Below are 26395 nucleotides of genomic sequence, written 5' to 3' on the forward strand. Positions count from 1 at the left end.
GGTCAGGGATCCAGCGGATCGCGGGCGATCTTCGCGTTGATCTCGTTGATGACGTGCTCGAAATCCTCCGCATGGGAGAAATCGCGATAGACCGACGCGTAGCGCACGAAGGCGACATCATCGAGGCTCTTCAGCGCTTCCAGCACCTGGAGACCGATCTGTTCGGAACTGATCTCGGTCTCGCCCGAGCTTTCGAGGCGGCGGACGATGCCGGAAACGGCCCGCTCGATGCGGTCGCGGTCGACCGGACGCTTGCGCAGCGCGATATCGAACGAACGCACCAGCTTTTCACGATCGAAAAGCACCTTGCGGCCGGTCTTCTTGATGACCATCAGCTCGCGAAGCTGCACGCGTTCGAACGTGGTGAAGCGACCGCCGCAATCCGGGCAGATCCGCCGCCGGCGGATGGAGGTATTATCCTCCGCCGGGCGCGAATCCTTAACCTGGGTATCTTCCGTACCGCAATAGGGGCAGCGCATGCGCCCTCCTTAGCCCATGTAGCCGTACATCGGGAAGCGGTCGGTGAGCTTGACCACCTTCTCGCGCACGGCAGCCTCGACGGCGGCATTGCCTTCGTCGGAGTTGGCGACCTTCAGGCCATCGAGCACTTCAATGATCAGATTGCCGATTTCGCGGAAGTCTGCCTCTTTGAAGCCGCGCGTCGTGCCAGCCGGCGTGCCGAGGCGGACGCCCGAGGTGACGAAGGGCTTTTCAGGGTCGAACGGGATGCCGTTCTTGTTGCAGGTGACATAAGCGCGGCCGAGAGCTGCCTCGGCGCGCTTGCCGGTGGCGTTCTTCTTGCGCAGGTCCACCAGCATCAGGTGGTTGTCGGTGCCGCCGGAAACGACGTCAACACCGCCGGAAATCAGCGTTTCGGCAAGTGCCTTTGCGTTCTTGACGATCTGAGCGGCGTAGTCCTTGAACTCGGGCTGCAGAGCCTCGCCGAGAGCTACAGCCTTGGCGGCGATGACGTGCATCAGCGGGCCACCCTGGAGGCCGGGGAAGACGGCCGAGTTGAACTTCTTGGCCAGATCCTCTTCATTGGTGAGGATCATGCCGCCGCGCGGGCCGCGCAGCGACTTGTGCGTGGTGGTGGTGGCAACGTGGCAATGCGGGAACGGTGACGGATGCTGGCCACCGGCAACGAGGCCGGCGATGTGGGCCATGTCGACCATCAGATAGGCGCCGACGCTGTCGGCGATCTCGCGGAAGCGCTTCCAGTCCCAGATACGGGAATAGGCCGTGCCGCCGGCGATGATCAGCTTCGGCTTGGTTTCTTCGGCCTTGCGCTGCACTTCATCCATGTCGAGCAGGTTGTCGCCTTCGCGCACGCCGTAGGACACGACGTTGAACCACTTGCCGGACATGTTGACCGGCGAACCATGCGTCAGGTGGCCGCCCGAATTCAGGTCTAGACCCATGAAGGTGTCGCCTGGCTGCAGCAGCGCGAGGAAGACGGCCTGGTTCATCTGCGAACCGGAATTCGGCTGAACGTTGGCGAAGTTGACGCCGAACAGCTTCTTGGCGCGCTCGATGGCGAGCTCTTCGGCGATATCGACGAACTGGCAGCCGCCGTAGTAGCGCTTGCCCGGATAACCTTCGGCATATTTGTTCGTCATGATCGAGCCCTGTGCTTCCAGCACGGCGCGCGACACGATGTTTTCCGAGGCGATCAGTTCGATTTCATGCCGCTGACGACCCAATTCCTTGCCGATCGCTCCAAATATGTCCGGATCGGTATCGGCAAGCGAGCGGTTGAAGAAGGATTCGGTGGACGCATTTGTCATCGTGAAAGCTCCTGAACGGCCGGAACGGCAATGCAGACGGTATTAACGTCAGGGTCGCCGGAGAGCAATACGATCAGCGACATTTGCTGGGCATTCTACGCTGGGCGGCGCCGGCCAATGAAAAAGCAGCGCCCAAGGACGCGGCTTCGACAATAATTAAGAGCGAAAGGCCGATTATTGAACTGGCTTTTCCATGCCCTGGGTCGTGTCGAGCGCCAGCTCGGAATTGCCGTCGAGCTGATAGATATCGTCGCGGAACTGGGCGATGCCGTCGGCCGCACTCCAGGCGGAGATATAGACGAAATAGACCGGCACTTCCGTCGCCAAGGTGATCGGTGTGTTGACGCGGCTGGCGATGACCTGCTCGATGTGCTGGCGCGGCCAGCCGGGCGTGTCCATAAGCAGCCAGTTCGTCAGGTCGCGCACGTTCTGAACGCGGACGCAGCCGGAGCTGTCGAAACGCATCAGCTTGTTGAACAGGCCCTGCTCGGGCGTGTCGTGCATGTATTCGTTGTTGGGGTTGTGGAAATTGATCTTCGTGGACGCCATCGCGTTGGTCTTGCCCGGGTCCTGGCGGAACATCAAATCCGGCGCCTTGTCGGAATTCCAGTCGATCGTCTCCGGCGCGACTTCCTGACCCTTGCCGTCGATGAGACGGATGTTGCTCCGCTTCAGATAGGTCGGATCCTTGCGCATCAGCGGCACGATGTCCTTGATGACGATAGAACGCGGCGCCGTCCAATACGGGTTGAGGATGACCTCGTAGATCTTCGAATTGATGATGTGCGTCGGGCGGGAGATGCGGCCGACGATCGCCTCGTGGCGCAGCGCCACCTGGCCGTCCTGCACTGCTTCGATATAGGTCGCCGGAATGTTGACCATGACATGGCGACGGCCGAGATCGGACGGGAACGTCTGCAGGCGAACGAGGTTGGTGTTCAGCTGCTGCAGGCGGACATTGGCGGAAATGTTCATCGCCTTCAGCGTGAAGTCGCCGATAACGCCATCCGGCGGCAGGCCATGGCGGGCCTGGAAGCGCTTGACCGCGCCGTCGACATAAGAATCGAAGGCCGACGAAACGCCTGCTTCACGCGGCAGGTCGCCGGTGACCATCAGATGCTGGCGCAGCGCCTGCACGGCCGGATCGGTCACGCCGAGCTGCAGCGACTGCTGGCTGGTCGGGTTGATCTGCGGCCAGCCGCCATTGGCGACGATGCTCTGATACTGGGCAATCGCCCGCTGGATATTCGGTACGGAATCGGGGCCGAGGATCGGCGTGTTGGACAGGACGGCGGCTGCCGTGCGTGCGGCGGCCTTGGCGTCGAACTGATCATCCCAATTGCCACGAGAACGGTCATTGATCAGCGCCTCCAGCGGGGAAGCGTTTTGCGCGAGGGCCGGCGCGGCCAATGCGGCAGCGCCGAACGTTGCGACCGACCGCAAGAAGGAGCGGCGCGAGAATGGTTCAATTCCGTTTTTCTTCGACATATCCCTACCGTTCAACGCTGCGATCCAGTTATGCGCAGCTTAGAGAGGAAGCAGTAAATAGCGCGGTTCGCGCCAAGTAACGCAGCTCAGTGTCGACCCGTCCCCTTAAAGCGCCATCAAGAGCTTCGCCCCGAACTATCACAATATTGCGAAGCGCGGGCTTGAGGGCAGGAAAATCGGAACTTGAGAACGCCGCTTGCCGTGAGTTTCCGCTGTCACAGTAATATGGCCAATTCGTGTCACCCGGCATGAAACTTGCCCTGTCATACCGCCACGAAAGAAAATCCATGTCGCGATTGCTAAAATACCACAAGTGCGGGTGGTTCATAGCGTGTATTAACCCGCCGTCAATGGCGCAGACGCCTGGAGCGTTACCTATGACACAAGGTGAAGGGCGGACGTGGCAAAAAGCGCACAATTGCAAGCTGGTAACAGGTTCAAGCCAGACACGCAGGGAACGTGTCCAGCTTGCTTTTACCGGATGGTCTCACGGTTTATCCGTCGCCGTTGCTTAAAGCGCGTCGCGATCCTTCAGATTCGCCGTGTGCGCTTTAAGCCTTTGATGTTTCGCATGTCGTTATCGCAAACCGCTGCGCACTTTTGCGCGACATACTTTAGAGGCGATACAGGATCTGGTCGTTCCAGAAGCGGTCGAGGCGCTGCAGGAGCTTGTTCATTTGGGTGAATTCGTCGGTGCCGATGCCGCCGACCTTGTCGATCGAGCCGATGTGGCGCTCATAGAGCTTGGCGACGGTTTCGGCGATATCCTGACCGGTTTCCGTCAGGCTGATGCGAACCGAGCGACGGTCGATGCGTGAGCGCTGATGGTTGATGAAGCCGAGGTCGACCAGCTTCTTGACGTTATAGGAAACGTTGGAGCCGAGGTAGAACCCGCGGGAGCGCAGCTCGCCGGCCGTCAGCTCGGAATTGCCGATGTTGAAAAGGAGCAGTGCCTGGACGGCGTTGACGTCGTCGCGACCCTGGCGGTCGAACTCGTCCTTAATGACATCAAGCAGGCGGCGGTGCAAACGCTCGACCAGGTGGAGGGATTCCATGTAGAGAGCCCGGATATCGTCAACCTGCTGGTCCCGAGCGTTCGCAACTGCCTGCGGCTTGATTTTCGTGTTCATCATGACTTGGCCTCACTCTGTTTTGTTTGGCGGTGTCGTTTTCTTCCCGCCTTGAGTGAGACCCTATCGAATACACATAAAATTCTACTTAAACTGCAGGCTTAACAGCACCTTACCAGGAAGTGTTGCTGTCTCAGGGTAAATCAACCATTACCTGCTGGCGACGGCGCCGACGCTTTTCCTGCCACAGCAGGATGCGGAAGAGGCAATAAAGCACAGCGACGCAGGCATGCAAGATCATGATCAGGGGATTGGATCCGAACACTTCCGGCCACACGCCATACATCAATCCCTGCCCGCCTGCAGCGAGCACCCACATGACCGGTCCCCAGGATACGGTAAGCCACAATCCGAGTGCTGCGACCGGGAAGACGACGGCAAGCCCGGCGCCTGCAACTTTCCAAGGCAGATTGAGAAGATCGAAGCGGGCATGACCATCCAGCGAATAGCCGACCAGCATCGCCCAATATTGCAGGCCGAGCCAGAAGCAGGCGATCGCGATCAGCCGCAGGAACAGCACGAACAGGATGTCCGTCAGCGTATTCTTGGGTACGGTCGAAGAATCAGGTTCCATGCGCGAACAATACGTAGGAGGCTCATGCCTCGCCAGAGAGATCTTGGCTGCGGCCTTTCGCCCGCTTTTGAATCCTGGGGACAGCGTGATAGGTACGCTCTCCATATAATAGGCCTTAATTAGACGAAGAAGGATGGCGGCATCATGGAAAACAAGACGCATCTCGTTGACGAGATCACCGGACATCGCCGCATGCGACGCAACCGCAAGGCCGACTGGACGCGCCGCCTCGTGCAGGAAAACAGGCTGACGGTCGACGATCTGATCTGGCCGATCTTCCTCATTCCCGGCACAGGCATCCTGGAGCCGATCCCCGCCATGCCCGGCGTCAACCGCATGACCGTGGACAAGGCCGTGGAAGCGGCTAAGGAAGCGGCCGATCTCGGCATCCCGGCTCTTGCCACCTTCCCGAACATAGAAATGGCGCTGCGCGACGAGACCGGCTCGAACAGTCTCGAGAAAAACAACCTCATCAATCTTGCCAGCGCTGCTATCAAGAAAGCCGTACCGAACATTGGCGTCATTACCGACGTCGCCCTCGACCCCTTCACCAGCCACGGCCATGACGGCATCCTGCGCGGCAACGAAATCGTCAACGACGAGACGGTCGAGCAGGTGGCGCAGGCGGCCGTCTATCAGGCCGACGCAGGTTCCGACATCATCGCGCCCTCGGAAATGATGGACGGGCGCATCGGCGCGATTCGCCAAGCGCTCGACGCCGCCGGCCACCAGAACGTCGGCATCATGAGCTATGCGACAAAATTCAGTTCGGCCTTCTACGGCCCCTACCGTGAGGCCATTTCGACCGGCGGCCTGCTGAAGGGCGACAAGAAGACCTATTACATCGATCCGGCCAACGGCACCGAGGCAGTGCGTGACGCCGCGCTCGACGTCGAGGAAGGCGCCGATATGCTGATGGTCAAGCCGGGCCTGCCCTATCTCGATATCTGTTGGCGGCTGAAGGAGGCTTTCGGCCTTCCGACCTTCGCCTATCAGGTCTCCGGCGAATACGCGATGATCAAGGCCGCGGCGGCCAATGGCTGGATCGACGGCAACAAGGTGATGCTTGAAACCCTGCTCGCCTTCAAGCGCGCCGGTTGCGATGGCATCCTCACCTATTTCGCGATGGATGTCGCAAGGCAGCTGGCGAAAAAATAGTTTCAAGCCGCGCGCCCGCAGCCTGCTTATTGTATTTGCAGACCCGGATACCATATGTTCGGCAAATGTTTCCCCAAGGAGGAAAACGATGAGCCTGAACCCCAGCCCGCTTTACGCAGCACCGGATGACTGGCGCGCCTATAGTGGCGTGCTGAGCCGGCGCGTCTTCGCCTTCATCGTCGACTACATCATCGTGGCCCTGCTCTGCATTCCGGCGGCGGTGCTTCTGTTTTTCGTGTCGATCCTGACGCTGGGCCTCGGTTTCGTCCTCTATCCGGTGCTCTTCATCCTTGTCGCAGGACTATATTTCGGCTGGACGCTTGGCGGCCCCTATCAGGCTTCGCTCGGCATGCGTGCCATGGGCATCACCATGGTGCGGGTCGATGGCCGGCGCATGGACTTCCTGACGGCGATCGTTCATCTCGCGCTGTTCTGGATCCTGAACTCGGTGCTGACACCGCTGATCCTGCTGGCAGGCCTCTTCACCGACCGCAGCCGCCTGATCCATGACCTGCTGCTCGGCACGGTCATCGCCCGCACGGTTTAACACCAAGGCAACCCTCACGCCATATGCATTCCCTGCGGCATCGATCGTGCTGCAGGGTGGCTTTCTCTTGTCTGGTCAATTAGGAAACTGTGATCTTTAGCAAAGGACGTAGTTGACGTTTTCCAAACTTGGGCCATGCTTGTGAAAACGCCAATGCCGAAAGAAGGGCAATCAACGGCAGATGAATACGCAGTCGACGCCATCTCCGCAGTTTTATCTGACGGCACCGGCTACCTGCCCGTACTTGCCGCACGAGATGGAGCGCAAGGTCTTCACGCATCTCGTCGGCCCGCGTGCGGTGGAGATGAACGATATCCTGACCCAGGGCGGCTTCAGGCGCTCACAGAACATCGCCTACCGCCCCGCCTGCGAAGCCTGCCGCGCCTGCATATCGGTCCGCATCCTCGCCCAGGAATTCGAGGCGACCCGTTCGATGAAGCGCGTGCTGGCGGCGAATAATGACGTCATCGCCACCGAATTCCCGGCACAGCCCTCCAGCGAACAATATTCCCTCTTCCGCCGATACCTCGACTATCGCCACCAGCAGGGTGGCATGTCCGATATGACCGTGCTCGATTACGCGATCATGGTCGAAGACACGCATGTGAATACACGTATCATCGAGTACCGCCGCCGCGAAGAAGGTTCGGGATTGGAACAGCGCCCGAAAGGCGAGCTTCTGGCGGCAGCCTTGACCGACGTGATGAGCGACGGGCTGTCGATGGTCTATTCATATTTCAATCCCGATCTCGACCAGCGTTCGCTCGGCACCTTCATGATTCTCGATCACATCAAGCGGGCGAAGGCGCTGGGATTGCCGCACGTCTACCTCGGCTATTGGGTCAGGGGATCGCGCAAGATGGACTATAAGACACGCTTCCAGCCGCAGGAGCACCTGACCCCGCGCGGCTGGGAGCGGTTCGATCCCGCCATAGACGGCGACAAAGACAACGCCCGCTGAATGTTCGCCAATCTCTCCGACCACAGGAAAGGCCTGTTGCTGACCACGTTCGGCGGCTTGGTCCTGTCGATGGACATACCGCTGATCCGGCTTTCCAGCGGCGAGGTCTGGTCGGTGCTATCGGCCCGCAGCCTGGCGACCGTCGTCGCGGCGGTTGCCGCTCTCTTCGTCATCCGGCGCGTCGTCGGCTCGGTGCGAAATGTGCTGCCGGGCAGGCTCGGAATTCCGGTCGGCTTCTTCTACGGATTGACGACGATCTGCTTTCTTCTCGCCGTCTATTACACGACGGCGGCGAATGTGGTGTTCATCATCGCCCTCAACCCGATGTTCACCGCGCTGCTTTCCTGGATCTTCCTCAAGGAGCGCCCGGCCCTTTCGACATTCATCACCATGGCCGTCATGATCCTCGGGGTCGGTCTGATCGTTGGGGATGGCATGGAAGCTGGCCATCTGCTCGGTGACGCACTCTCCGTGCTCGCATCATTTTCCAGCGCCTGCGCCATCACCATCAGCCGCGCCTCCCGGCGGGATATGGGCTTCGCCTCGCTGCTGGCCGCCATCCTTCCCGCCGTCGTGGGACTCTATCACATAGTGCCAACCGGCTTTTCCATCGATCACCCCGGCTGGATCCTCCTCGATGGCGGCGTGCTGATGCCCCTCTCCTTCTGGTGCCTCGCGACAGGCACACGCTTTCTCACCGCGCCGGAAGTCGCAATGTTCTATCTCTTGGAAACGATCCTGGCGCCAATCTGGGTCTGGCTGATCTTCGCCGAGGCGCCCGCCAGTATGACGCTGGCCGGCGGCGCGATATTGATCCTGGCACTCGCCACCCATTCGCTGTGGCAGGCGCGGGTCAAGGCGAGAGCGGCAGTTGCCGCGTAGCGCCTTGCGCATTGAAGCAACAAGCACCCTATGTTATAATTGGGTTGTTACATAGGAAACCAAAACATGAACGTCACCATCCGCAAAATCGGCAACTCCGAAGGCGTTATTATTCCGAAGGAAGTTCTCGACCAGTTGGGGCTCGGCGCTGGCGACACACTAGAACTCAGCCTCAAAGATGGCGGACTGCTCATGCAGCCAACCGACGCTGACTTTGCACGTCAAATAGAACACGCACAGCGTTTCATGGATCAGTATAAAGTGGCACTCAAGAAGCTGGCGGAGTAATGCCGTTTATTTTCCTGACTAGGCCGCTCATCGAACAATTGCACAAGATGCAGATCAAAAGGTTCGGCGGCTCCTATGGCCTGCGAGACGAAGGTTCCCTCGAATCCGCCTTGGCACGCCCGATTAACAAAGCCCAATACGGCAGCGATGATATCATCGAGCTGGCGGCGGCCTATCTATTTGGGCTGGTGAAAAACCATGCCTTCATAGATGGCAACAAACGCATCGCCATCGTGGCGACGGCAGTCTTTCTTATGGACAACGGCTACCGAATTCAAACGACGGACGCCAATCTTTACAGCTTCGTCGTAGCAGTGGCCGCCGGAGAAATCGATGAAGAGGGAGCGACACATTTCCTGCGAGACGTCTGTGTTCCCTACAGTGATTGAATCACTCAGGCACCGGCCAAGCCCCTATCAAGGTCAGGCCTTTCGCCGTCCAGACGACGTACCACCCGGCCCTTTGCTAAGTTTCAAGGCATTCGTCGCTGCGATCGACCCACTGGGCCGATCGCCCGGTCTTCGCCCGACCGCTCCTTACCCGGAAAACCTACCGCTTCTGGGGAAGCCCTTCGGCACGGCTCTGCCGACGCCGGCGCGATCACCCAGCCACTCCGTCAGTTCATCCTTGCTCTTGGTGAAGGTGCGGCCAGCGCTGTCTTCCCAGGTCAGGCCATCGGCGATGACGAAGCAGCGGATGTCGGAAATGCCGCCATCCTTGTATTTCTGAAGGCGCACGCCCTTGCCACGCGACATCTCAGGCACCTGCGAGAGCGGGAAGAGGACCATCTTGCGGTTCTCGCCGACCACGGCGACATGATCGCCGGAAACCGGGACCAGAAGCTTGGTCTCGTCGGGATAGGAGACGTTCATGATCTGCTTGCCCTTGCGGGTATTGGCGACCAGTTCCGCCTCGGCCACGATGAAGCCGTTACCTGCAGTGGAAGCGATCAGTTGCTTGCGCTGGGGATCGTGGACGAAGGCCGTCAGCACATCCTGATCGTTTTCCATATCGACCATGATGCGCAAGGGCTCACCGTGACCGCGGCCGCCGGGCAGCTTGTCGCCGCCGAGCGTGTAGGCCTTGCCACCCGTCGTTATGATCAGGATCTTGTCCGTGGTCTGTGCCGGGAAAGCAACCTTTAGGCCGTCACCCTCCTTGAAGGTGAGCGACGAGGTATCCGAAATATGGCCCTTCAGGGCGCGGATCCATCCCTTTTCCGAGACGACGACCGTGATCGGTTCCTTCTCGATCATCGCCTGCTGGATGGCGGCATCGTCGGCTTCAGGCGCTTCGGCAAACTGCGTACGACGACGGCCGATTTCCGTGGCCTTGGCGAATTTCTTCTTCACCTCGCCGATTTCCCAGGAAACCGTCTGCCACTGCTTTTCTTCCGAGGCGAGCAGTGCCTCGATATCGGCCTTTTCCTTGGTCAGACCGTCGAATTCCTTGCGGATCTCGAACTCTTCCAGCTTGCGCAAGGAGCGCAGCCGCATGTTGAGGATCGCCTCAACCTGATTGTCCGTGAGGCCAAACCGCTCCATCATCACGGGCTTCGGCTCATCCTCCTCGCGGATGATGGCGATGACCTCATCGATGTTGAGATAGGCAATCAGCAAGCCGCCGAGGATTTCGAGCCGCTTTTCGATCGCAGCGAGCCGGAAACGCGAGCGGCGTAGCAGGACTTCGCGACGGTGATCCAGCCACTCCTTCAGCACCTCGTTCAGGGCCATGACCTTGGGAATGCGGCCCATGGACAGAACGTTCATGTTGAGCGGGAAGCGGCTCTCCAGCTCCGTCAGCTTGAACATCGATTCCATCAGGATCGTCGCGTCGACAGTACGGCTCTTCGGTATCAGGACGACGCGGATATCCTCGGCGGATTCATCGCGGATGTCTTCCAGCAGCGGCAGCTTGCGCGCAATGAGCAGCTCGGCGATCTTCTCGATCAGCCGTGACTTCTGCACCTGGAAGGGAATTTCGGTAATGACGATCTGGTAGCCGCCGCGACCGAGGTCCTCGATCTCCCATTTGGAACGGACGCGGAAACCGCCACGGCCGGTCTTGTAGCTTTCGATAATGCTCCGGCGATCGTCGATGATGATGCCACCGGTCGGAAAGTCGGGACCGGGAATGTACAGCTCCACCAGTTTCTCGACAGTGGCATCGCGATCCTTGATCAGATGCAGCGCGGCGTCGCAGATCTCGTGGGCATTGTGAGACGGGATGGAGGTCGCCATGCCGACGGCGATGCCGGAGGAGCCGTTGGCGAGCAGATTGGGGAAAGCGCCCGGCAATACGATTGGCTCGGAATTCGACTCGTCGTAGGTGTCGCGGAAATCCACCGCGTCCTGGTCGATGCCTTCGAGCAGCAGTTCGGAAACCGCCGTCATCTTGGATTCGGTGTAACGCATCGCGGCCGGGCTATCGCCGTCGATATTGCCGAAATTGCCCTGGCCGTTCACCAGCGTGTAGCGCTGCGAGAAATCCTGCGCGAGGCGCGCCAGCGCATCGTAGATCGACTGGTCGCCATGCGGGTGGTAGTTACCCATCACCTCGCCGACGATCTTGGCGCATTTGCGGAACGCGGCGTTGGGGCGAAGGCCCATCTCGCTCATCGCGTAAACGATGCGGCGATGCACCGGCTTCAACCCGTCGCGGACGTCGGGAAGCGCGCGTTGCGTGATCGTCGACAGTGCATAGGCCAGGTAGCGCTCTTCGAGCGCGGCTTTCAGATCGACCGGAAGGATATGGTCGCCATCACCGGACGGCGGAGTAAGATTTTGTCCCATGGCTCTTGACTATCGGAGATGGCGATTCCCGGCAAGAAATCAGCGGAAAGCACCTGTGGATGAAGGCGGCTCCAGCACCTTTCGACGCGGATGCACACAGATTTTTGCTGCGCTTGCACACAAGCCTCTTTGTCATTGGATTTTTAGAGAAAGATCAATATAAATCGCGCAGCACATGCCGAATATGTACACCCGCCGATACCAACGGCCCAACGAGGAAACGCCAATATGACTTTCTACCGGACCACGCGGTTGATGCTGAGCAGCGCCGCCATCCTGTCTTTCGCCAGCTCGGCCTTCGCGCTTGACGGCAATGACCTGCTGAAGAAGATCAACGACGTTTACGGCCAGCAGGGCGGCTCGATCGCCGCCGAAGGTATCGACATCGACGGCAGCACGGTAACGCTGAAGGGTGCCACCATCAAGGCAGCCGGTATGGAAACCAGCATTCCGCTCGGCGACATCACCATGGACGGCGTCGAAGAAAAGGACGGCGGCTACACGATCGAAGAGATCGACTTTGCCGATGTCGATTTCGATAAGGATGGTGCTGCCGTTTCCGCGACCGACCTCAAGCTGAACGGCGTCGAGATCCCCGCGGACTCGAGCAAGGGCGACCTCGGCTCGCTCCTTTACTACAAGAGCGCCCATGCCGGCGCCGTGTCCGTTACCAAGGACGATGCCGAGGTGTTCTCGATCGAGGGCGCCGACGCCACGATGAACAAGCGCGACGACAAGTCGGGTATCGATTTCGACGCCAAGATCAATGGCATCAAGGGCGACCTGAGCAAGGTTGACGATGCCAAGGCCAAAGAAGCCATCGAAGCGCTGAAATTGCAGCAGATCGACGGCACGATCGCCATGAAGGGCAGCTGGGAAATCGGACCCGGCACCATCAACGTCAGTGAATATTCCTTCGACTTCAAGGATATCGGCAAGCTGAACCTGGCCTTCAGCATTTCGGGCTACACGCCTGCCTTCGCCAAGTCGATGCAGGAAGCGCTGAAGACGGTTCGTTCCAACCCGAACCAGCAGGAAGCGCAGCAGTCGGCCGGTCTCGCCATGCTCGGCCTTTTGCAGCAGCTGACGTTCAACAGCGCCAAGATCCGCTTCGACGATGCGTCGATCACCGGACGCGCGCTTGAGTTCGCCGGCAAGCAGCAGGGCGTCAGCGGCAAGCAGCTCGCCGACACGCTGAAGGCGATGACGCCGATCATGATGGCGCAGCTCAACGTTCCGGAACTGCAGAACGCCGTTTCCGCTGCCGTCAGCTCCTATCTCGACAATCCGAAGAGCCTGACGGTTACCGCCGCTCCGGGCAAGCCGGTTCCGGTGCCGATGATCATCGGCGCCGCCATGGGCGCTCCGCAGTCGATCCCGCAGGTCATCGGCCTCAAGGTTTCCTCGAACGACTAAGCGGTCGTTCCCGAGCCATTTCCAGAAACCCGGCGATCTCGGTCGCCGGGTTTTTCTTTGCCGTGAACTAAATCCCCTACCCCGGCTGGTATCTCCTGAGCTCGCTGAGCGCATGGGAGATCAGAGCAAGCAATTCCTCCGTCGTTGCGCCATCGCGCGCCTGAACGGACATGCCCTGCACGATCGCACCCAGAAAGCGGGCGAGCGAGCGAGGATCGGCATCCGGCCTCATGTCGCCTTCGGCGATGCCGCGTTCGATGCGTTTGGCGAAGATATCCAGTGACTGAAGGCGCATGGACGCGACATGATGGGCGACCGGCTCGTTCTCCTCCGCACAATTCAGCACCGCCGTCGATATCATGCAGCCTTTCGGATGTTCCGGCGCCGTGAAGATCTTGGCGGAGATCGTCAGAAAGCGCTCAAAGGCGGCGACCGTATCCAGCTTGTCCTGAAACGGATTGCCAGGCTCCGGCCGGGGCATGCGCCGATATTGCTCGAGCGTCTCGCGATAGAGCTCCGCCTTCGAATTGAAGGCGGCATAGAGGCTCTGCGGCGTGATCCCCATCGCCGCCGTGAGATCAGCGATCGAGGAGCCGTCATAGCCATGCTTCCAGAAAGTATCCCGTGCGGCGGCAAGAACCGTCTCTCGATCGAACGCAGGCGGGCGTCCACGCTTCCGCGGCGAAGAATTTTTCGCCTCCTTCTCATTTTTCACAATGGTCACTCTAGAAATGATCTCCGACTTGGTTTATTCAGGAATGGTCATTGTGATTATACAAGGTTTTGTCCCATGAGTCTTCCCCTGGAAAATTCCACCCGACCGAGCCACGGTATCGTTGCCACGGGCGTCGATGCTGCAATTGATTCCGCCCTGGCGGACAAGAGACTGGTCGGAGCCGTAGTCCTGGTCGCCCGGGACGGAGAGCTGGCCTATGCCCGCGCCGCCGGCCTGGCTGATCGTGAAAACAAGATGGCGATGCAGGAAGATACCATCTTCCGCCTTGCCTCCGTCACTAAGCCGATCGTCGCCATCACCGCCATAAGGCTCGTCGAACATGGCCGCATCGGGCTCGACGACCCGATCACCAAGTGGTTGCCGGATTTCCGGCCGCGGCTGCCAGATGGAGCCGAAGCCGTCATCCGCATTCGGCATCTCCTCACGCACACGTCTGGACTGGGTTACCCTTTCGCGGAAGGGCAAGATGGTCCCTATCATCGTGCCGGCGTATCCGACGGTCTGGACACTCCAGGCCGGTCGCTGGACGACAACCTCAAGCGCCTCGCCAGCGCTCCTCTTCTCTTTGCGCCGGGTGAAAGCTGGCGCTATTCGTTGGCGATGGATGTGCTCGGCGGCATTATCGAAAAGGAAACCGGTGGTGCTCTCGGCGATGCCGTCGCCGATCTGGTGATGAAGCCGCTCGGCCTGTTCGATACGGCCTTCTCGGTCCGAGATCGCAGCCGCCTGGCAGCCGCCTATGTGAATGGCGCTCCCGAGCCGCAACGGATGGGGGACGAGGCGATCGTTCCGATACTCGACGGCACGATCCGCTTCGTACCGGACAGGATCTTCGATCCCGCTTCCTATCACTCCGGCGGCGGCGGCATGGCCGGAACGGCAGGCGACGTGCTTGCCATTCTGGAAACCGTGCGCAAGGGCGGCGCGCCGCTGCTGTCGGCCGATACGGTGAAGATAATGATGACCGATCAGGCGGGCGGCAATATGCAGACGCAGCAAGCCGGCTTCGGCTTCGGCTATGGCTGGTCCGTTGTCGCCGATCCCGTTGTGGCTCAAGTCCCCTTCTCGCCGGGCACCATCAAATGGGGCGGCGTCTACGGCCACAGCTGGTTCGTCGATGCCGAAAAAGGTCTGACTGTCGTCGCATTGACCAATACGACCCTCGAAGGCATGTGGGGGCAGTTCACCACCGATCTCGCCAAAGCGATCTATGCCGGGATCTAGCTGACATCGTTGTCCCAAACAAAAACCCGGCGATTTCTGTCGCCGGGTTTTGCATTTCATCAAGCCTGTAAAAAGCTTAGTCCTTCTTCACCGGCGGCACCGGGCGGATCGCCAGTTCGCGCAGCTGCGTCGGCGTTGCGGCCGAGGGAGCGCCCATCAGCAGATCCTGTGCCTGCTGGTTCATCGGGAAGAGCGAGATCTCGCGCAGGTTCTTGGCGCCGACCAGCAACATGACGATGCGGTCGATACCGAAGGCAGCACCGCCGTGCGGAGGCGCACCGTACTGGAAGGCGCGATAGAGACCGCCGAAGCGCTCTTCGACGTCAGCCTGGCTGAGGCCGACCTTTTCGAAGGCGGCGACCATGGTTTCCGGCGACTGGTTACGGATTGAACCCGAAGCGATTTCGAAGCCGTTGCAGACGGCGTCGTACTGGAACGCCTTGATCGTCAATGGATCCTGGTTCTGCAGCGCCTCAAGGCCGCCCTGCGGCATCGAGAAGGGGTTGTGGGCGAAATCGACCTTCTTTTCTTCTTCGCTCCATTCGAAGAACGGGAAGTCGACGATCCAGCACAGCTCGAAACGATCGCGATCGATCAGGTTCAGCTCGTCGGCAGCGCGGTTACGGGCTTCACCAGCAAACTTGTAGAACTTGGAAGGATCGCCGGCGACGAAGAAGCAGGCATCGCCGTCATCGAGGCCGAGCTGGGTGCGGATCGCATCCGTGCGCTCTTCGCCGATGTTCTTGGCAAGCGGACCGGCGCCTTCGAGCTTTTCACCTTCCTTGCGCCAGAAGATGTAGCCGAGGCCCGGCTGGCCCTGGCTCTGTGCCCAGGCGTTCATGCGGTCGCAGAACGCACGCGAACCGCCGGTCTTGGCCGGGATGGCCCAGACCTCGACCTTCGGGTTGGAAGCGATCATGTTGGCGAAGACCTTGAAGCCGGAGCCGGCGAAATGCTCGGTGACGGCTTCCATGACGATCGGGTTGCGCAGATCCGGCTTGTCGGAGCCGTATTTGCGGATGGCGACGTCATAGGGGATACGCGGCCATTCCTTGGTGACCGGCTTGCCGTCGGCAAACTCTTCGAACACCTGGGTCATGAGCGGGGCCATCGTGTCCCAGACGTCTTCCTGAGTCACGAAGCTCATTTCTAGGTCGAGCTGGTAGAATTCGCCCGGCAGACGGTCGGCACGCGGGTCTTCATCACGGAAGCACGGCGCGATCTGGAAATAGCGGTCGAAACCGGCGACCATCAGCAGCTGCTTGTACTGCTGCGGCGCCTGCGGCAGTGCGTAGAAGGTGCCGGGATGGATACGGCTCGGCACGAGGAAGTCGCGCGCGCCTTCCGGCGAGGAGGCCGTCAAGATCGGGGTCGTGTATTCGGTGAAACCCACCTCGCCCATGCGGCGGCGCATGGAGGAGATAACCTGCGTGCGCTTGACGATGTTCCGGTGCAGCGTGTCGCGGCGCAGATCGAGGAAGCGATACTTCAGGCGGACATCTTCCGGATAGTCCGGCTCGCCGAAGACCGGCAGCGGCAACTCCTTGGCGGCGGAGAGCACTTCGATCTCCTGAGCATAAAGCTCGATCTCGCCGGTCGGCATGTTCTTGTTGACGGTGTCTTCCGTACGGGCCTTTACCAGACCGTCGATACGGATGACCCATTCGCCGCGAACGGTTTCGGCAAGCTTGAAGGCCGGAGAATCAGGGTCGGCGACGACCTGGGTGATGCCGTAGTGATCGCGAAGGTCGATGAACAGCACGCCGCCATGATCTCGGACGCGATGAACCCAGCCGGAGATGCGGACGGTCGAACCGACGTCGGACTTGCGCAGGGCGGCGCATGTGTGGCTGCGATAGCGATGCATAGTATATATCCTGGACTTGGCGGGCCGCGGCGAAAGGACATGCAAGCCCCTCGCCTGCCGACGAGAAAATCGGGCGGAAAAGCGCATGGTGCGCCCGATTTGTCAAGGCTCGAACGCTGTAAGTCGACTTAAAGCTGTCTCGGCCGCCGCCCATGTCGACATCTGAAAGTAGCCGTTGCGGCAGTTTGGCTACCTTGATGCTATTGCTGAACGCTGCAGTCAACTTTAAACAGGCATCCATATCTCGCCACCCCAGGAGCCTGACATGCCGATCCTCACCCGCCGCAATCTCCTGAAAGCCTCAGCGGTCGCCGGTGCCTATGGTGTCGGCCTCGGCATCGCCGGAAAATTTGCAGGCAACGCCGCGGCAGCAGCCGAACCGCGCGTGATGAAGACAGCCAAGATCGAGGCCAATCTCGCCGATGGCGGAGTGACCAAGAATGTCCTGACCTATGGCGAAGCAGGCATGCCGCCGGTCGTGCGCATGAAGAAAGGCGAGGCTTTCGCGGCCCGGCTCATCAACGGCATCGACGATCCGACGACCATCCACTGGCACGGCATCCGGCTGCCGAACAATATGGACGGCGTGCCCTTCCTCACCCAGCCCTATGTCTATACCGGCGATCATTTCGACTACGCTTTCACGCCACCCGACGCCGGCACCTTCTGGTATCATCCGCATTGCAATACGCTGGAGCAGATGGGCCACGGCATGACCGGCGTCATCGTGGTCGAAAATCCCAAGGATCCGGCATTCGATTCGGAAGTGGTGCTCAATCTACGCGATTGGCGATTGGGTGGAGATGGACAGTTCATCGCGCAGTTCCGTCCGCGCGATGCGGCGAAGTCGGGTACCTACGGCACGGTGCGGACGGCGAACTGGCAGCAGCAGCCGCAATATGACGCTCCCTCCGGCGGTCTGGTGCGGCTGCGCATCGCGATCACCGATGTCACCCGAATCTATTCCTTCCGCATGGACGGCGCCGAAGCGACCGTGATCGCGATCGACGGCAATCCCGTGCCGCAGCGTTTTCCGCTGGATGTCCTGCAGCTCGGCCCGGGACAACGGCTGGAGCTGGCCGTTCGCATGCCGGACAACGAGGGTGCGGTCGTCAAGCTTGAGGATATCAAGGGCACCGACCCGAAGGTGCTGGCGACACTGCGCGCGGTGGGTTCCTCGCTGAAGCGCGATGTCCGCGATCTGGCGCCGCTGGAAGACAATCCGGTCAAGAAGGTCGATCTGGGGTCGGCGACCCGCATTCCTCTGGCTCTCAGTGCTACGGCGGAAAACACCGCCGACAACAGCATTTGCGGCTCGCTCGGCTACAGTTTCTGGGCGATCAACAAGGTGCCGTGGCCAGGCGACACGCCCGATCCGACCGCACCGCTTGCCGATCTCAAGCTCGGCAAGAGCTATATCATCGACATGGAAAACCTGACGCCGCACAGCCACCCGATCCACCTTCACGGGATGAGCTTTACGGTCGTCTCCTCCTCCTCTCGCCAGGTACAGCCGTTCGTGTCCGACACTTATCTCATCCAGCCGGACGAAAAGGTGCAGCTCGCCTTCGTGGCCGACAATCCCGGCGACTGGCTGCTGCATTGCCACATCATCGAGCATCAGAAGACCGGCATGACCAGCTATGTCCGCGTGGCATAGCGAAGAGCGGCAAACCGCTCTCGCCCCGCATCGCACGCGTCGTAGCAGCATCATGTTTCGGCTAATTTCAGCCAAAAGCGAAATGCGGTGGGAGCTTTGCTCGCGAAAGTATTGACATATCCGGCTGAAAGGAGAAGGAAGTTAAAGAACTATTTTATCGATGAATGTGTTGAGATGATCGAAACTACCGCCCAATTAGAGGCGGCCTGCCAAGAGCTGGCCAAGTCGGATTTTATTACCATCGATACCGAATTCCTGCGAGAAACGACCTTCTGGCCGGAACTGTGTTTGATACAGATGGCGAGCCCGACGACCGAGGTATTAGTCGATCCGCTCGCCAAGGGGCTGGATCTGGCGCCCTTCTTCGAGCTGATGGCCAACCCGGCCGTGCTGAAGGTTTTTCACGCCGCGCGCCAGGATATCGAAATCATTTTCCATCGCGGCAATCTCATTCCGCATCCGATCTTCGATACGCAGGTCGCGGCGATGGTGTGCGGTTTCGGGGATTCCGTGTCCTACGACCAGCTGGTCAGTCGTATCAAGAACGTCCACATCGACAAGTCCTCGCGCTTCACCGACTGGAGCCGCCGGCCGCTCTCGGAAAAGCAGCTGGACTACGCACTCGCCGACGTAACCCATCTGCGCGACGTCTATCTTTCGCTGAACGAGCAGCTGACGCGCGAGGGACGCGCTTCCTGGCTGCAGGAGGAAATGGCAATCCTCGAAGCGCGCGATACCTATGATCTGCATCCTGACGATGCCTGGCAGCGGCTGAAGATGCGGCTGCGCAAGCCGCAGGAATTGGCAGTCCTCAAATATGTGGCCGCTTGGCGCGAGCGCGAGGCACGCAACCGCAACGTTCCGCGGGCCCGCGTGTTGAAGGACGATGCGATCTATGAAATCGCCCAGCAGCAGCCGAAGGACAGCGAGGCGCTTGCCCGGTTGCGCACCATCCCGAAGGGCTGGGAGCGCTCGGCTGCAGGTAATGCCGTGCTCGAGGCGATCAATGCGGCGCTGGAGTTGCCGAAATCCGAAATGCCGCATCCGCCACGCCATCAGCAAGCCCCGGAAGGCACCGCTGCGGCCGCCGAACTGCTGAAAGTCCTGTTGAAGCTGATCGCCGAAAAACACGGCGTCGCAGCGAAAGTCATCGCCAACAGCGACGACCTCGACAAGATCGCCGCCGAAGGCGAGAAGGCCGACGTCGCTGCCCTCACCGGCTGGCGGCGCGATCTCTTTGGCGCAACGGCTTTGCAGCTCATTCAAGGCCAGGTGGCATTGCGCTTCGTCGGAAAGCGAATCGAAACGGTCGCCCTCTAGCCGAAGCCGTGACATTCTCCTTCCCGACCGCGCTGCGATTGCGTATGATTCGCGGAAAGAGATGCCCGCCGTCATCACGATTGCGCCGCAAATCTCATGGAATGAACGTCTGATGTAATCGTTCTATTCGATGACGTTCCGGTTTGCCGGCGCAATTCCGCGTCGATGACAGGCGTCGCTTCTCGGCGGAAAAGTGAATGGGCATTCTCCATTCGATACGCAACTGGACCCTGACGTCGCTGGTTGTCGCCTCGACCGGCGTCATCTATGGCAAGATCTTCTTCCATGAAGCGCCGCTGTATATCGGTGCAGTCTTCGCGCTGTTCTGCGGCATGCCGCTGCTGGCCTTCGAGCGCCGCATGATCCTGCCGCGGCTGAACGTCTGGATGCACCGTCTGCCGACGCCGGCCTTCATTCTTTCCGCTCTCATCGTCGATTTCATCCTGATGAGCGCCGGCTATGCCGTGGCGGGCAGCCTGATGAAACTGCTGGGCCTGGTGGACGGCACGTGGGAGCAGCTCACGCTCCTCAAATTCGACGTCTACCTCTATGCCGTCCTGGTGACCGCCGTCATCATCTTCATCGGCCGGGTGCGTGAGCTCCTCGGCCGTGACGTGTTCCTTAGCCTCTTGACCGGCCGATACCGAAATCCAACGCAGGAGGAACGCGTTTTCCTGTTCATCGATCTCGTCGGCTCCACTGCCTTTGCGGAGGAGCATGGCGACCTCAAGACCCAGGAATTTCTCGGCGCCGTGTTTGCCGCCATGGCCGAGCCCGTGCGCCGGCACAAGGGCGCGATCGACGACTATATCGGCGATGCCGCCATCATTACCTGGCCGCTCCGCCGCGGCATCAAGAATGCCAATTGCGTGCGCTGCGTCTTCAATATCCTCGACGATATCGAAGCGAACTCCGAAACCTGGCTGAAATCCTACGGCAGGGTGCCGCGCCTGCGCGCCGCCCTGCATGGCGGCAGCATCGTTACGGCCGAAATCGGCGTCGACCATCACAAGATCGCCTATTTCGGCGACACGGTGAATACCGTCGCGAGACTGGAGTCGCTTTGCAAGTCACTAGAGCGCCAAGTGCTGATTTCGAGTGATCTCGCCAGACGGCTCGAACTCCCCGGAGCGATCGTCAAGGAAGAACTCGGAGAGCATGCGGTACGCGGCCGCGACCAGTCGCTCGGCGTCATCGCGCTTCATACGCAAAGCCGACAAGCCCTTAAGGCAGCCCGCGGAAGATCGTAAGCAATACAAATTATAGGCTGCATTTCGAAATCAATACGCGTCTTAGCTTCACACCCTATGGGTTGTCCACAGTCACCAAATCTTCACCTAAGCGTTAATTCGTCGACATGGCTCGCCTGTTAAGCGGGGGGTGTTTTCGCCACTCCCCACCAACAAGGTGACATGATGACTCGAATTCTTTCCGCCTCTACGGCACTCTTCATTCTGCTCGCCGCATCTGCCCAGGCAGACGAGCAGCAGTTCAAGGCAAAGCTCATCGGCCAGGCCATCCTGCCGGCCAATACCATTGCCGCGGCTCCTGCCGATGCACCGGAATTTCTGAAGACCTCCGGCAAGTTCACCACGCCGGATCGCAAGCGCACCGAAGCGCTCGGCACCGTGCCGGGCAAGGATGGCGCCCGCATCACCGACCTGAAGGTGCCCTTCGCCGGCCAGCCGATCCAGGGCTTCTCCGGCATCAAGACCATGCCCGACGGCACGTTCTGGACGCTCACCGACAACGGCTTCGGCTCCAAGCAGAATTCCAGCGACGCGATGCTCTTCCTGCATCAGCTCAAGTTCGATTGGGATAGCGGCAAGGTCGAAGTGGTCAAGAACCTGTTCCTGTCCGACCCGAACAAGAAAGCCCCCTTCCCGATCGTCATGGAAGGCGCCGACAAGCGCTATCTGACCGGCGCCGATTTCGACATCGAATCGATCCAGCCGGTCGCCGACGGCTTCTGGATCGGCGACGAATTCGGTCCCTATCTGCTGAAGTTCGATACGAGCGGCCAGCTGACGGACGTTTTTGCCACGACGCTTGACGGAAAACCTGTCATGTCCCCCGATAATCCGCTGCTGCAGCTGCCGGGCAACCCGACGCAGAAGATGCCGGCCTTCAACCTGAAGCGCTCGGGCGGCTTCGAAGGTCTCGCCATGTCGAAGGACGGCTCCAAGCTCTATGGCCTGCTGGAAGGCCCGATCTACAAGGAAGACGGCCAGGTGGAAAACGTAGACGGCATGACGGCCATCCGCGTGATCGAATTCGACGTCGCGTCGAAGAGCTGGACCGGCCGCAGCTGGCTGTACCCCTTCGCTAACAAGGGCATCGCCATCGGCGACTTCAACATGCTCGACGAAAAGACGGCTCTCGTTATCGAACGCGACAACGGCGCCGGCACGAAGGACAAGGCTTGCGCCGATCCCAAGCAGCCGAAGCCGGATTGCTTCGAGGCTCCGGCCGAGCTGAAGCGCGTCTACAAGATCGAATTCAGCGACGCCAACGTCGGCAAGTCGGTCCGCAAGATCGGCTATATCGACCTGATGCGCATCGAGGATCCGAACCACAAGCGTCGCCAAGGCGGCGGCGAAGGCTTCTACGACATGCCTTTCGTCACCATCGAGAATGTCGACCGCGTCGATGCCACGCACATCGTCATCGGCAACGACAACAACCTGCCTTTCTCGGCAGGCCGCGCCGTCAACAAGGCTGACGACAACGAATTCAGCCTGCTCGAAGTCGGTGATTTCCTGAACGCGAAGTAACAGCGACAAAACCGCCTCTCCCTGCCGTGCGGGGAGAGGCTTCAGGTCTATTCGAAGCAGAAGGCCAGCCGGCGGTTCGTGAGCTTGCCGAGCTGCTGCAGGCGACCTTCGAGCCTCTCACCGGCAAAATCGTGATATTCGGCCGGAACCACGAATTCGAGATCCAGATCCGGATTTGTCGAACGGCGGAACGACAGATTACGCACGACGCCGGGCATCGACGCCGAAAACAGGTAGACGACCCTCAAAAGGCCGCCGAGAAGCTTCGCCCGTTCGATGTACATCGGCGTGGCGATCGTCGACAGCGGTTCGGTTGCGCCGTCGTCGTTCAAGCCCTCAAAGCGGTAGTAGTTAGCAAGCGCGATGAAGGCGCGACCGGCATGGGTGATGCCGACGAAAGACGTATGGGCGATGATGTTCAGCGCCTGCAGGCCGCGATAGTCGGGATGGGCACGCCAGCTGATATCGGCAAGGAGGCAGGCTGCCTGACGATAGCGGCTTTCCTCTTCCGTCTCGGTGATCCCGAAGAATGGCATCATCCGCCCTGTCCACTCGGCAAGTTCGCGGGCATGCTCCGGCGAACGGGCGCGCAGGATCGCAAGCTCCCCTGCGGCCACCAGCAGCGGATCGCTATGGCGCTCGGCTTCCGTCAACAGCGAATAGAGATAGCCTTCGCGCACACCCTGTGCGGAAAAGGAGATGATGGAGGGGTTCATGGCCGTCAGCACTTCGCGCATGGCGACCGCGCCAAAGGGCAGCAGCGAACGGCGGTGCTTGGAAATCGTCAGCAGCGCCGGATCCTTGGCATCTCTCGCCTCGCCCAGCTGGTCGAGGAAGCGAATCATTTCGTCGAGCGGCACTTCGTAGCCCTGCATCATGTGCAGCGGATACTTTCGGATTTCCATATGCAGCTTGGCGATGTTTCGCCATGTGCCGCCAACGGCGTAGAACGTGCGGCCCTCGCCCTTGCTCAAGAGCTTCGCCGTCTTGACGTGCTTACGCGCAAAGCCGCGCGCCTTTTCGATCGAGCCGCCGGCATATTCGGACAGGCGCAGGCCACCGAGCGGCAGCGTGATGCCCTTGCCGATTTCGCGGTCCTTGATGTCGATCAGCTCCAGCGAGCCACCGCCGAGATCGCCGGCGATGCCATCCGGATGGAAGAAGCCGCTGATGATGCCGAGCGCGGAAAAGCGCGCTTCTTCTTCGCCCGAAAGCACACGCACCTTGCGCTGCAAGATGGTTTCGGCCTGATGGATGAATTCGGGGCCGTTGCTGGCCTCGCGTGCCGCTGCTGTCGCGAGCACATAAATGGTCGACGCACGAGCCTGATCGGAGAGCGCCTTGAAGCGATGCAAGGCCGCAAGGGCCCGCGCTACGCTTTCCTCATCCATCTTTCCGGTCAGTGCTATGCCCTTGCCGAGGCCGCAAAGCACTTTCTCGTTGAAAAGAATGGTCGGAGACCGCGAGTGGCCTTCATAGACGACGAGACGGACCGAGTTCGACCCGATATCGACAACGGAGACAGGGGCAATACCGGGAAGGCGCCCCTGGGCTTCTGATTCAACCATGCAGGTCCAGTTTATTTGTTGCGGCCCGACAACAGCCCAGCGATCAGTTTCGGCGCACTGGATTTCAAGGCTTCACCGCGGCCCGACAGGCTGGGGTTGGTCATGAAATACTGCTGCGCATTGAATGGCTCTTTTCCCTGGCGCACTTCCATGCGCCTTGAAGTACCGTCCGGCAATATCTCGTAGCTCTGTTGATTGTCAATAATATTGCCCAGCATGATCTGTGAAAGCACCTGTTCGTGCACCGTCTTGTTGGTCAGCGGCACGAGGGTTTCAACGCGGCGGTCGAGGTTTCTGGGCATCATGTCGGCCGAGCCGATATAGACCAGCGCCTTCTCCGACGGCAGACCCTGACCGTTGCCGAAACAGAAGATGCGGCTGTGCTCGAGGAAGCGGCCGATGATCGACTTGACGCGGATTTTCTCGGAAAGACCGGGCACCTGCGGACGCAGGCAGCAGATGCCGCGCACGACGAGGTCGATCTCGACGCCCGCATTGCTGGCGCGATAGAGCGCGTCGATGATATCGGGATCGACGAGCGAATTCATCTTCATCCAGATCGCCGCCGGCTGGCCGCTCTTGGCATGCTCGATCTCACCCTCGATATGCTCGAGGATGCGGCTGCGAAGCGTGTAAGGCGAAACCGCAATCTTCATGTCATGTTCCGGCTCGCCGTAGCCGGTGATGAAATTGAAGATGTTTGCCATGTCGTGGGCGATCTTCGGATCGCAGGTAAAATAGGAAAGGTCGGTATAAATCTTCGCGGTGACCGGATGGTAGTTGCCGGTGCCGAGGTGGCAATAGGTGCGCAGCTTGCCGTCCTCGCGGCGCACGATCATCGACATCTTCGAATGGGTCTTGAGTTCGATGAAGCCGAACACGACTTGCACGCCGGCACGCTCCAGATCGCGCGCCCAGCGGATGTTTGCCTCTTCATCGAAGCGGGCCTTGAGTTCCACCAGGGCCGTAACCGACTTGCCGAGATCGGCCGCATCGATCAGGGCGCGCACGATCGGGCTGTCGTTCGAGGTACGATAGAGCGTCTGCTTTATCGCCAGAACGTCAGGATCGCGCGCAGCCTGGAGAAGGAACTGGACCACCACGTCGAAGGATTCGTAGGGGTGGTGGACCACCATGTCCTTTTCGCGGATGGCGGCGAAGCAATCGCCGGCATGCTCGCGGACGCGTTCAGGAAATCGCGCATTGTAGGGCTCGAAACGAAGATCGTCGCGCGGGGCCTTGCAGATCTCGGAGAGCGTATTGAGGGCGAGCAGACCCGGCAGAACCGCGATACGGTTGCCCGGCACGTTCAGCGATTCCACCACGAACTGACGCAGTTCGAGCGGCATTTCGGAATCGGTCTCGATGCGGATCACCGAGCCGCGGCGGCGGCGCTTCAATGCGGTTTCGAAGAAGCGCACCAGATCCTCGGCCTCTTCCTCGACTTCAATATCGCTGTCGCGGATGATGCGGAACGTACCAGAGCCCTGCACCTCGTACCCGGGATAGAGCCGGTGAATGAAGATGTTCACGACGTCTTCAAGCGTGATGTAGCGGATGACGTTGCTGGCGTCCGGCAGGCGGACGAAGCGGTCGAGCGCCGGCGGCAGGCGGAGCAGCGCCGTCATCGGCTCGCGGCCGTTCATGCTCTTCAGCTGCAGCGCAATGGAGAAGCCGAGGTTCGGGATGAAGGGGAACGGATGCGCCGGGTCGATGGACAGCGGCGTCAGGACCGGGAAGATCGCCTGTTCGAACTCGGTGTGGAGCCATTGCCGGTCCATGTCGGAAAGCGCGGCCGGGCGGACGATCAGAATATCTTCCTTGGCGAGATATTGCTGCAGGACGGCAAGCGAGGCCTGCTGCTCCATCTGCAGATTGTCGATCTCGCGCAGGATATCGTCGAGCTGCTCGGCGGGCGTCTTGCCGTCGGGCGTGCGCACCAGGATCTTCTGGCGGACCTGGCCTTCGAGGCCGGCGACACGCACCATGAAGAATTCATCGAGGTTAGCGGCGGAGATAGACAGAAAGCGCACCCGCTCAAGCAGAGGATGGGCGGTGTTCAGCGTCTCCTCGAGGACGCGGCGATTGAACTGCAGCCAGGAAAATTCGCGGTTGATGAAGCGCTCGGGGCTGGTCAGCAATTCGCTGATGGGAGGTGCTGCCTCCGGGGCCTGCTGGTTGGCATCCTGATGTTCCGTGAGTGCCGAGTCCATGTTCCACCTA

22 protein-coding genes are annotated in these 26395 nt (G+C 60.2%); 12 read left to right on the top strand and 10 right to left on the bottom strand.

Features of this window, described 5'->3' with window-relative positions:
- Positions 1-2: 2 nt before the first annotated feature.
- The 5 genes from nrdR to QD409_RS28095 all read right to left on the bottom strand — a co-directional run bounded on the left by nrdR (position 3) and on the right by QD409_RS28095 (position 4979).
- Complete coding sequence (gene nrdR, locus QD409_RS28075) at positions 3-479, bottom strand: transcriptional regulator NrdR (protein WP_092852289.1); 477 nt, start codon at positions 477-479, stop codon at positions 3-5.
- A gap of 9 nt (positions 480-488) precedes the next feature.
- Positions 489-1787: a serine hydroxymethyltransferase gene (gene glyA / locus QD409_RS28080; protein ID WP_184701643.1), complete on the bottom strand. Its 1299-nt coding sequence runs from the start codon at positions 1785-1787 to the stop codon at positions 489-491.
- 174 nt (positions 1788-1961) lie between these two features.
- Positions 1962-3275, bottom strand: coding sequence for a L,D-transpeptidase family protein (locus QD409_RS28085; RefSeq protein WP_430764216.1), 1314 nt, complete (start codon positions 3273-3275; stop codon positions 1962-1964).
- A gap of 614 nt (positions 3276-3889) precedes the next feature.
- Positions 3890-4405 carry a transcriptional regulator LdtR gene (gene ldtR / locus QD409_RS28090; RefSeq protein ID WP_069616333.1) on the bottom strand — a complete coding sequence of 172 codons (516 nt, stop codon included), beginning with the start codon at positions 4403-4405 and terminating at the stop codon, positions 3890-3892.
- A gap of 133 nt (positions 4406-4538) precedes the next feature.
- Positions 4539-4979, bottom strand: a complete 441-nt coding sequence (locus tag QD409_RS28095; protein WP_430764217.1) for a DUF6163 family protein — start codon at positions 4977-4979, stop codon at positions 4539-4541.
- A gap of 144 nt (positions 4980-5123) precedes the next feature.
- Here QD409_RS28095 and hemB point away from each other — a divergent pair, with 144 nt between their 5' ends.
- From hemB to QD409_RS28125, 6 genes are all read left to right on the top strand, one after another.
- Complete coding sequence (hemB, locus tag QD409_RS28100; protein ID WP_430764218.1) at positions 5124-6137, top strand: porphobilinogen synthase; 1014 nt, start codon at positions 5124-5126, stop codon at positions 6135-6137.
- 88 nt (positions 6138-6225) lie between these two features.
- Positions 6226-6684, top strand: coding sequence for an RDD family protein (locus QD409_RS28105; RefSeq protein ID WP_092852277.1), 459 nt, complete (start codon positions 6226-6228; stop codon positions 6682-6684).
- Between the two features lie 181 nt (positions 6685-6865).
- A complete protein-coding gene (locus tag QD409_RS28110; protein ID WP_430764219.1) occupies positions 6866-7645 on the top strand; it encodes an arginyltransferase in 780 nt (259 codons plus the stop codon).
- A complete protein-coding gene (locus tag QD409_RS28115; protein ID WP_430764220.1) occupies positions 7646-8527 on the top strand; it encodes a DMT family transporter in 882 nt (293 codons plus the stop codon).
- A gap of 66 nt (positions 8528-8593) precedes the next feature.
- The gene (locus QD409_RS28120) at positions 8594-8815 is read left to right on the top strand and encodes an AbrB/MazE/SpoVT family DNA-binding domain-containing protein (protein ID WP_004122286.1); all 222 of its coding nucleotides are present in this window, start codon (positions 8594-8596) and stop codon (positions 8813-8815) included.
- Entirely contained in the window at positions 8815-9204 is a 390-nt protein-coding gene (locus tag QD409_RS28125) for a type II toxin-antitoxin system death-on-curing family toxin (protein ID WP_430764221.1), read from the top strand. Before QD409_RS28120 ends, QD409_RS28125 begins: the two co-directional genes overlap by 1 nt.
- A 147-nt stretch (positions 9205-9351) precedes the next feature.
- Here QD409_RS28125 and parC read toward each other — a convergent pair whose 3' ends face one another.
- A complete protein-coding gene (gene parC / locus QD409_RS28130; protein ID WP_430764222.1) occupies positions 9352-11607 on the bottom strand; it encodes a DNA topoisomerase IV subunit A in 2256 nt (751 codons plus the stop codon).
- A gap of 228 nt (positions 11608-11835) precedes the next feature.
- Between parC and QD409_RS28135 the strand changes: the two genes are divergently transcribed.
- Positions 11836-13023 carry a hypothetical protein gene (locus QD409_RS28135; RefSeq protein WP_430764223.1) on the top strand — a complete coding sequence of 396 codons (1188 nt, stop codon included), beginning with the start codon at positions 11836-11838 and terminating at the stop codon, positions 13021-13023.
- Positions 13024-13099: 76 nt separating this feature from the next.
- Here QD409_RS28135 and QD409_RS28140 read toward each other — a convergent pair whose 3' ends face one another.
- Positions 13100-13747 carry a TetR/AcrR family transcriptional regulator gene (locus QD409_RS28140; RefSeq protein WP_430764224.1) on the bottom strand — a complete coding sequence of 216 codons (648 nt, stop codon included), beginning with the start codon at positions 13745-13747 and terminating at the stop codon, positions 13100-13102.
- 66 nt (positions 13748-13813) lie between these two features.
- Here QD409_RS28140 and QD409_RS28145 point away from each other — a divergent pair, with 66 nt between their 5' ends.
- On the top strand, positions 13814-14983 hold the full coding sequence (locus QD409_RS28145; protein WP_430764225.1) for a serine hydrolase domain-containing protein: 1170 nt from the start codon (positions 13814-13816) through the stop codon (positions 14981-14983).
- Between the two features lie 76 nt (positions 14984-15059).
- Here the strand turns inward: QD409_RS28145 and aspS are convergent, their stop codons facing one another.
- A complete protein-coding gene (aspS, locus tag QD409_RS28150) occupies positions 15060-16850 on the bottom strand; it encodes an aspartate--tRNA ligase (protein WP_430764226.1) in 1791 nt (596 codons plus the stop codon).
- Positions 16851-17115: 265 nt separating this feature from the next.
- Between aspS and QD409_RS28155 the strand changes: the two genes are divergently transcribed.
- The 4 genes from QD409_RS28155 (at position 17116) to QD409_RS28170 (ending at position 22604) form a co-directional block, all read left to right on the top strand.
- Positions 17116-18510, top strand: coding sequence for a multicopper oxidase family protein (locus tag QD409_RS28155; RefSeq protein ID WP_430764227.1), 1395 nt, complete (start codon positions 17116-17118; stop codon positions 18508-18510).
- Positions 18511-18684: 174 nt separating this feature from the next.
- Entirely contained in the window at positions 18685-19830 is a 1146-nt protein-coding gene (gene rnd, locus QD409_RS28160; RefSeq protein ID WP_092852255.1) for a ribonuclease D, read from the top strand.
- Between the two features lie 197 nt (positions 19831-20027).
- Positions 20028-21080, top strand: a complete 1053-nt coding sequence (locus QD409_RS28165) for an adenylate/guanylate cyclase domain-containing protein (protein ID WP_092852253.1) — start codon at positions 20028-20030, stop codon at positions 21078-21080.
- Between the two features lie 165 nt (positions 21081-21245).
- Positions 21246-22604, top strand: a complete 1359-nt coding sequence (locus QD409_RS28170; protein ID WP_430764228.1) for an esterase-like activity of phytase family protein — start codon at positions 21246-21248, stop codon at positions 22602-22604.
- Between the two features lie 47 nt (positions 22605-22651).
- Here QD409_RS28170 and ppx read toward each other — a convergent pair whose 3' ends face one another.
- Both ppx and QD409_RS28180 read right to left on the bottom strand, forming a co-directional pair.
- On the bottom strand, positions 22652-24172 hold the full coding sequence (ppx, locus tag QD409_RS28175; protein WP_430764229.1) for an exopolyphosphatase: 1521 nt from the start codon (positions 24170-24172) through the stop codon (positions 22652-22654).
- Positions 24173-24183: 11 nt separating this feature from the next.
- Positions 24184-26385 (bottom strand): RNA degradosome polyphosphate kinase, encoded by a 2202-nt coding sequence (locus QD409_RS28180; protein WP_092852249.1) that lies wholly within the window; start codon positions 26383-26385, stop codon positions 24184-24186.
- Positions 26386-26395: the final 10 nt, after the last annotated feature.

The organism is Rhizobium sp. BR 315 (assembly GCF_050577975.1).
Lineage (GTDB): Bacteria > Pseudomonadota > Alphaproteobacteria > Rhizobiales > Rhizobiaceae > Rhizobium > Rhizobium miluonense.

What these genes read in the sequence shown, in the direction of transcription:
- hemB (WP_430764218.1), top strand. Translation starts at nt 5,124, where the DNA reads ATGGAAAACAAGACGCATCTCGTTGACGAGATCACCGGACATCGCCGC.
- QD409_RS28105 (WP_092852277.1), top strand. Translation starts at nt 6,226, where the DNA reads ATGAGCCTGAACCCCAGCCCGCTTTACGCAGCACCGGATGACTGGCGC.
- QD409_RS28120 (WP_004122286.1), top strand. Translation starts at nt 8,594, where the DNA reads ATGAACGTCACCATCCGCAAAATCGGCAACTCCGAAGGCGTTATTATT.
- glyA (WP_184701643.1), bottom strand. Translation starts at nt 1,787, where the DNA reads ATGACAAATGCGTCCACCGAATCCTTCTTCAACCGCTCGCTTGCCGAT.
- parC (WP_430764222.1), bottom strand. Translation starts at nt 11,607, where the DNA reads ATGGGACAAAATCTTACTCCGCCGTCCGGTGATGGCGACCATATCCTT.
- QD409_RS28155 (WP_430764227.1), top strand. Translation starts at nt 17,116, where the DNA reads ATGCCGATCCTCACCCGCCGCAATCTCCTGAAAGCCTCAGCGGTCGCC.
- ppx (WP_430764229.1), bottom strand. Translation starts at nt 24,172, where the DNA reads ATGGTTGAATCAGAAGCCCAGGGGCGCCTTCCCGGTATTGCCCCTGTC.
- QD409_RS28180 (WP_092852249.1), bottom strand. Translation starts at nt 26,385, where the DNA reads ATGGACTCGGCACTCACGGAACATCAGGATGCCAACCAGCAGGCCCCG.
- QD409_RS28110 (WP_430764219.1), top strand. Translation starts at nt 6,866, where the DNA reads ATGAATACGCAGTCGACGCCATCTCCGCAGTTTTATCTGACGGCACCG.
- QD409_RS28145 (WP_430764225.1), top strand. Translation starts at nt 13,814, where the DNA reads ATGAGTCTTCCCCTGGAAAATTCCACCCGACCGAGCCACGGTATCGTT.
- aspS (WP_430764226.1), bottom strand. Translation starts at nt 16,850, where the DNA reads ATGCATCGCTATCGCAGCCACACATGCGCCGCCCTGCGCAAGTCCGAC.
- QD409_RS28095 (WP_430764217.1), bottom strand. Translation starts at nt 4,979, where the DNA reads ATGGAACCTGATTCTTCGACCGTACCCAAGAATACGCTGACGGACATC.
- QD409_RS28170 (WP_430764228.1), top strand. Translation starts at nt 21,246, where the DNA reads ATGACTCGAATTCTTTCCGCCTCTACGGCACTCTTCATTCTGCTCGCC.
- nrdR (WP_092852289.1), bottom strand. Translation starts at nt 479, where the DNA reads ATGCGCTGCCCCTATTGCGGTACGGAAGATACCCAGGTTAAGGATTCG.
- QD409_RS28125 (WP_430764221.1), top strand. Translation starts at nt 8,815, where the DNA reads ATGCCGTTTATTTTCCTGACTAGGCCGCTCATCGAACAATTGCACAAG.
- QD409_RS28165 (WP_092852253.1), top strand. Translation starts at nt 20,028, where the DNA reads ATGGGCATTCTCCATTCGATACGCAACTGGACCCTGACGTCGCTGGTT.
- ldtR (WP_069616333.1), bottom strand. Translation starts at nt 4,405, where the DNA reads ATGAACACGAAAATCAAGCCGCAGGCAGTTGCGAACGCTCGGGACCAG.
- QD409_RS28085 (WP_430764216.1), bottom strand. Translation starts at nt 3,275, where the DNA reads ATGTCGAAGAAAAACGGAATTGAACCATTCTCGCGCCGCTCCTTCTTG.
- rnd (WP_092852255.1), top strand. Translation starts at nt 18,685, where the DNA reads ATGATCGAAACTACCGCCCAATTAGAGGCGGCCTGCCAAGAGCTGGCC.
- QD409_RS28135 (WP_430764223.1), top strand. Translation starts at nt 11,836, where the DNA reads ATGACTTTCTACCGGACCACGCGGTTGATGCTGAGCAGCGCCGCCATC.
- QD409_RS28115 (WP_430764220.1), top strand. Translation starts at nt 7,646, where the DNA reads ATGTTCGCCAATCTCTCCGACCACAGGAAAGGCCTGTTGCTGACCACG.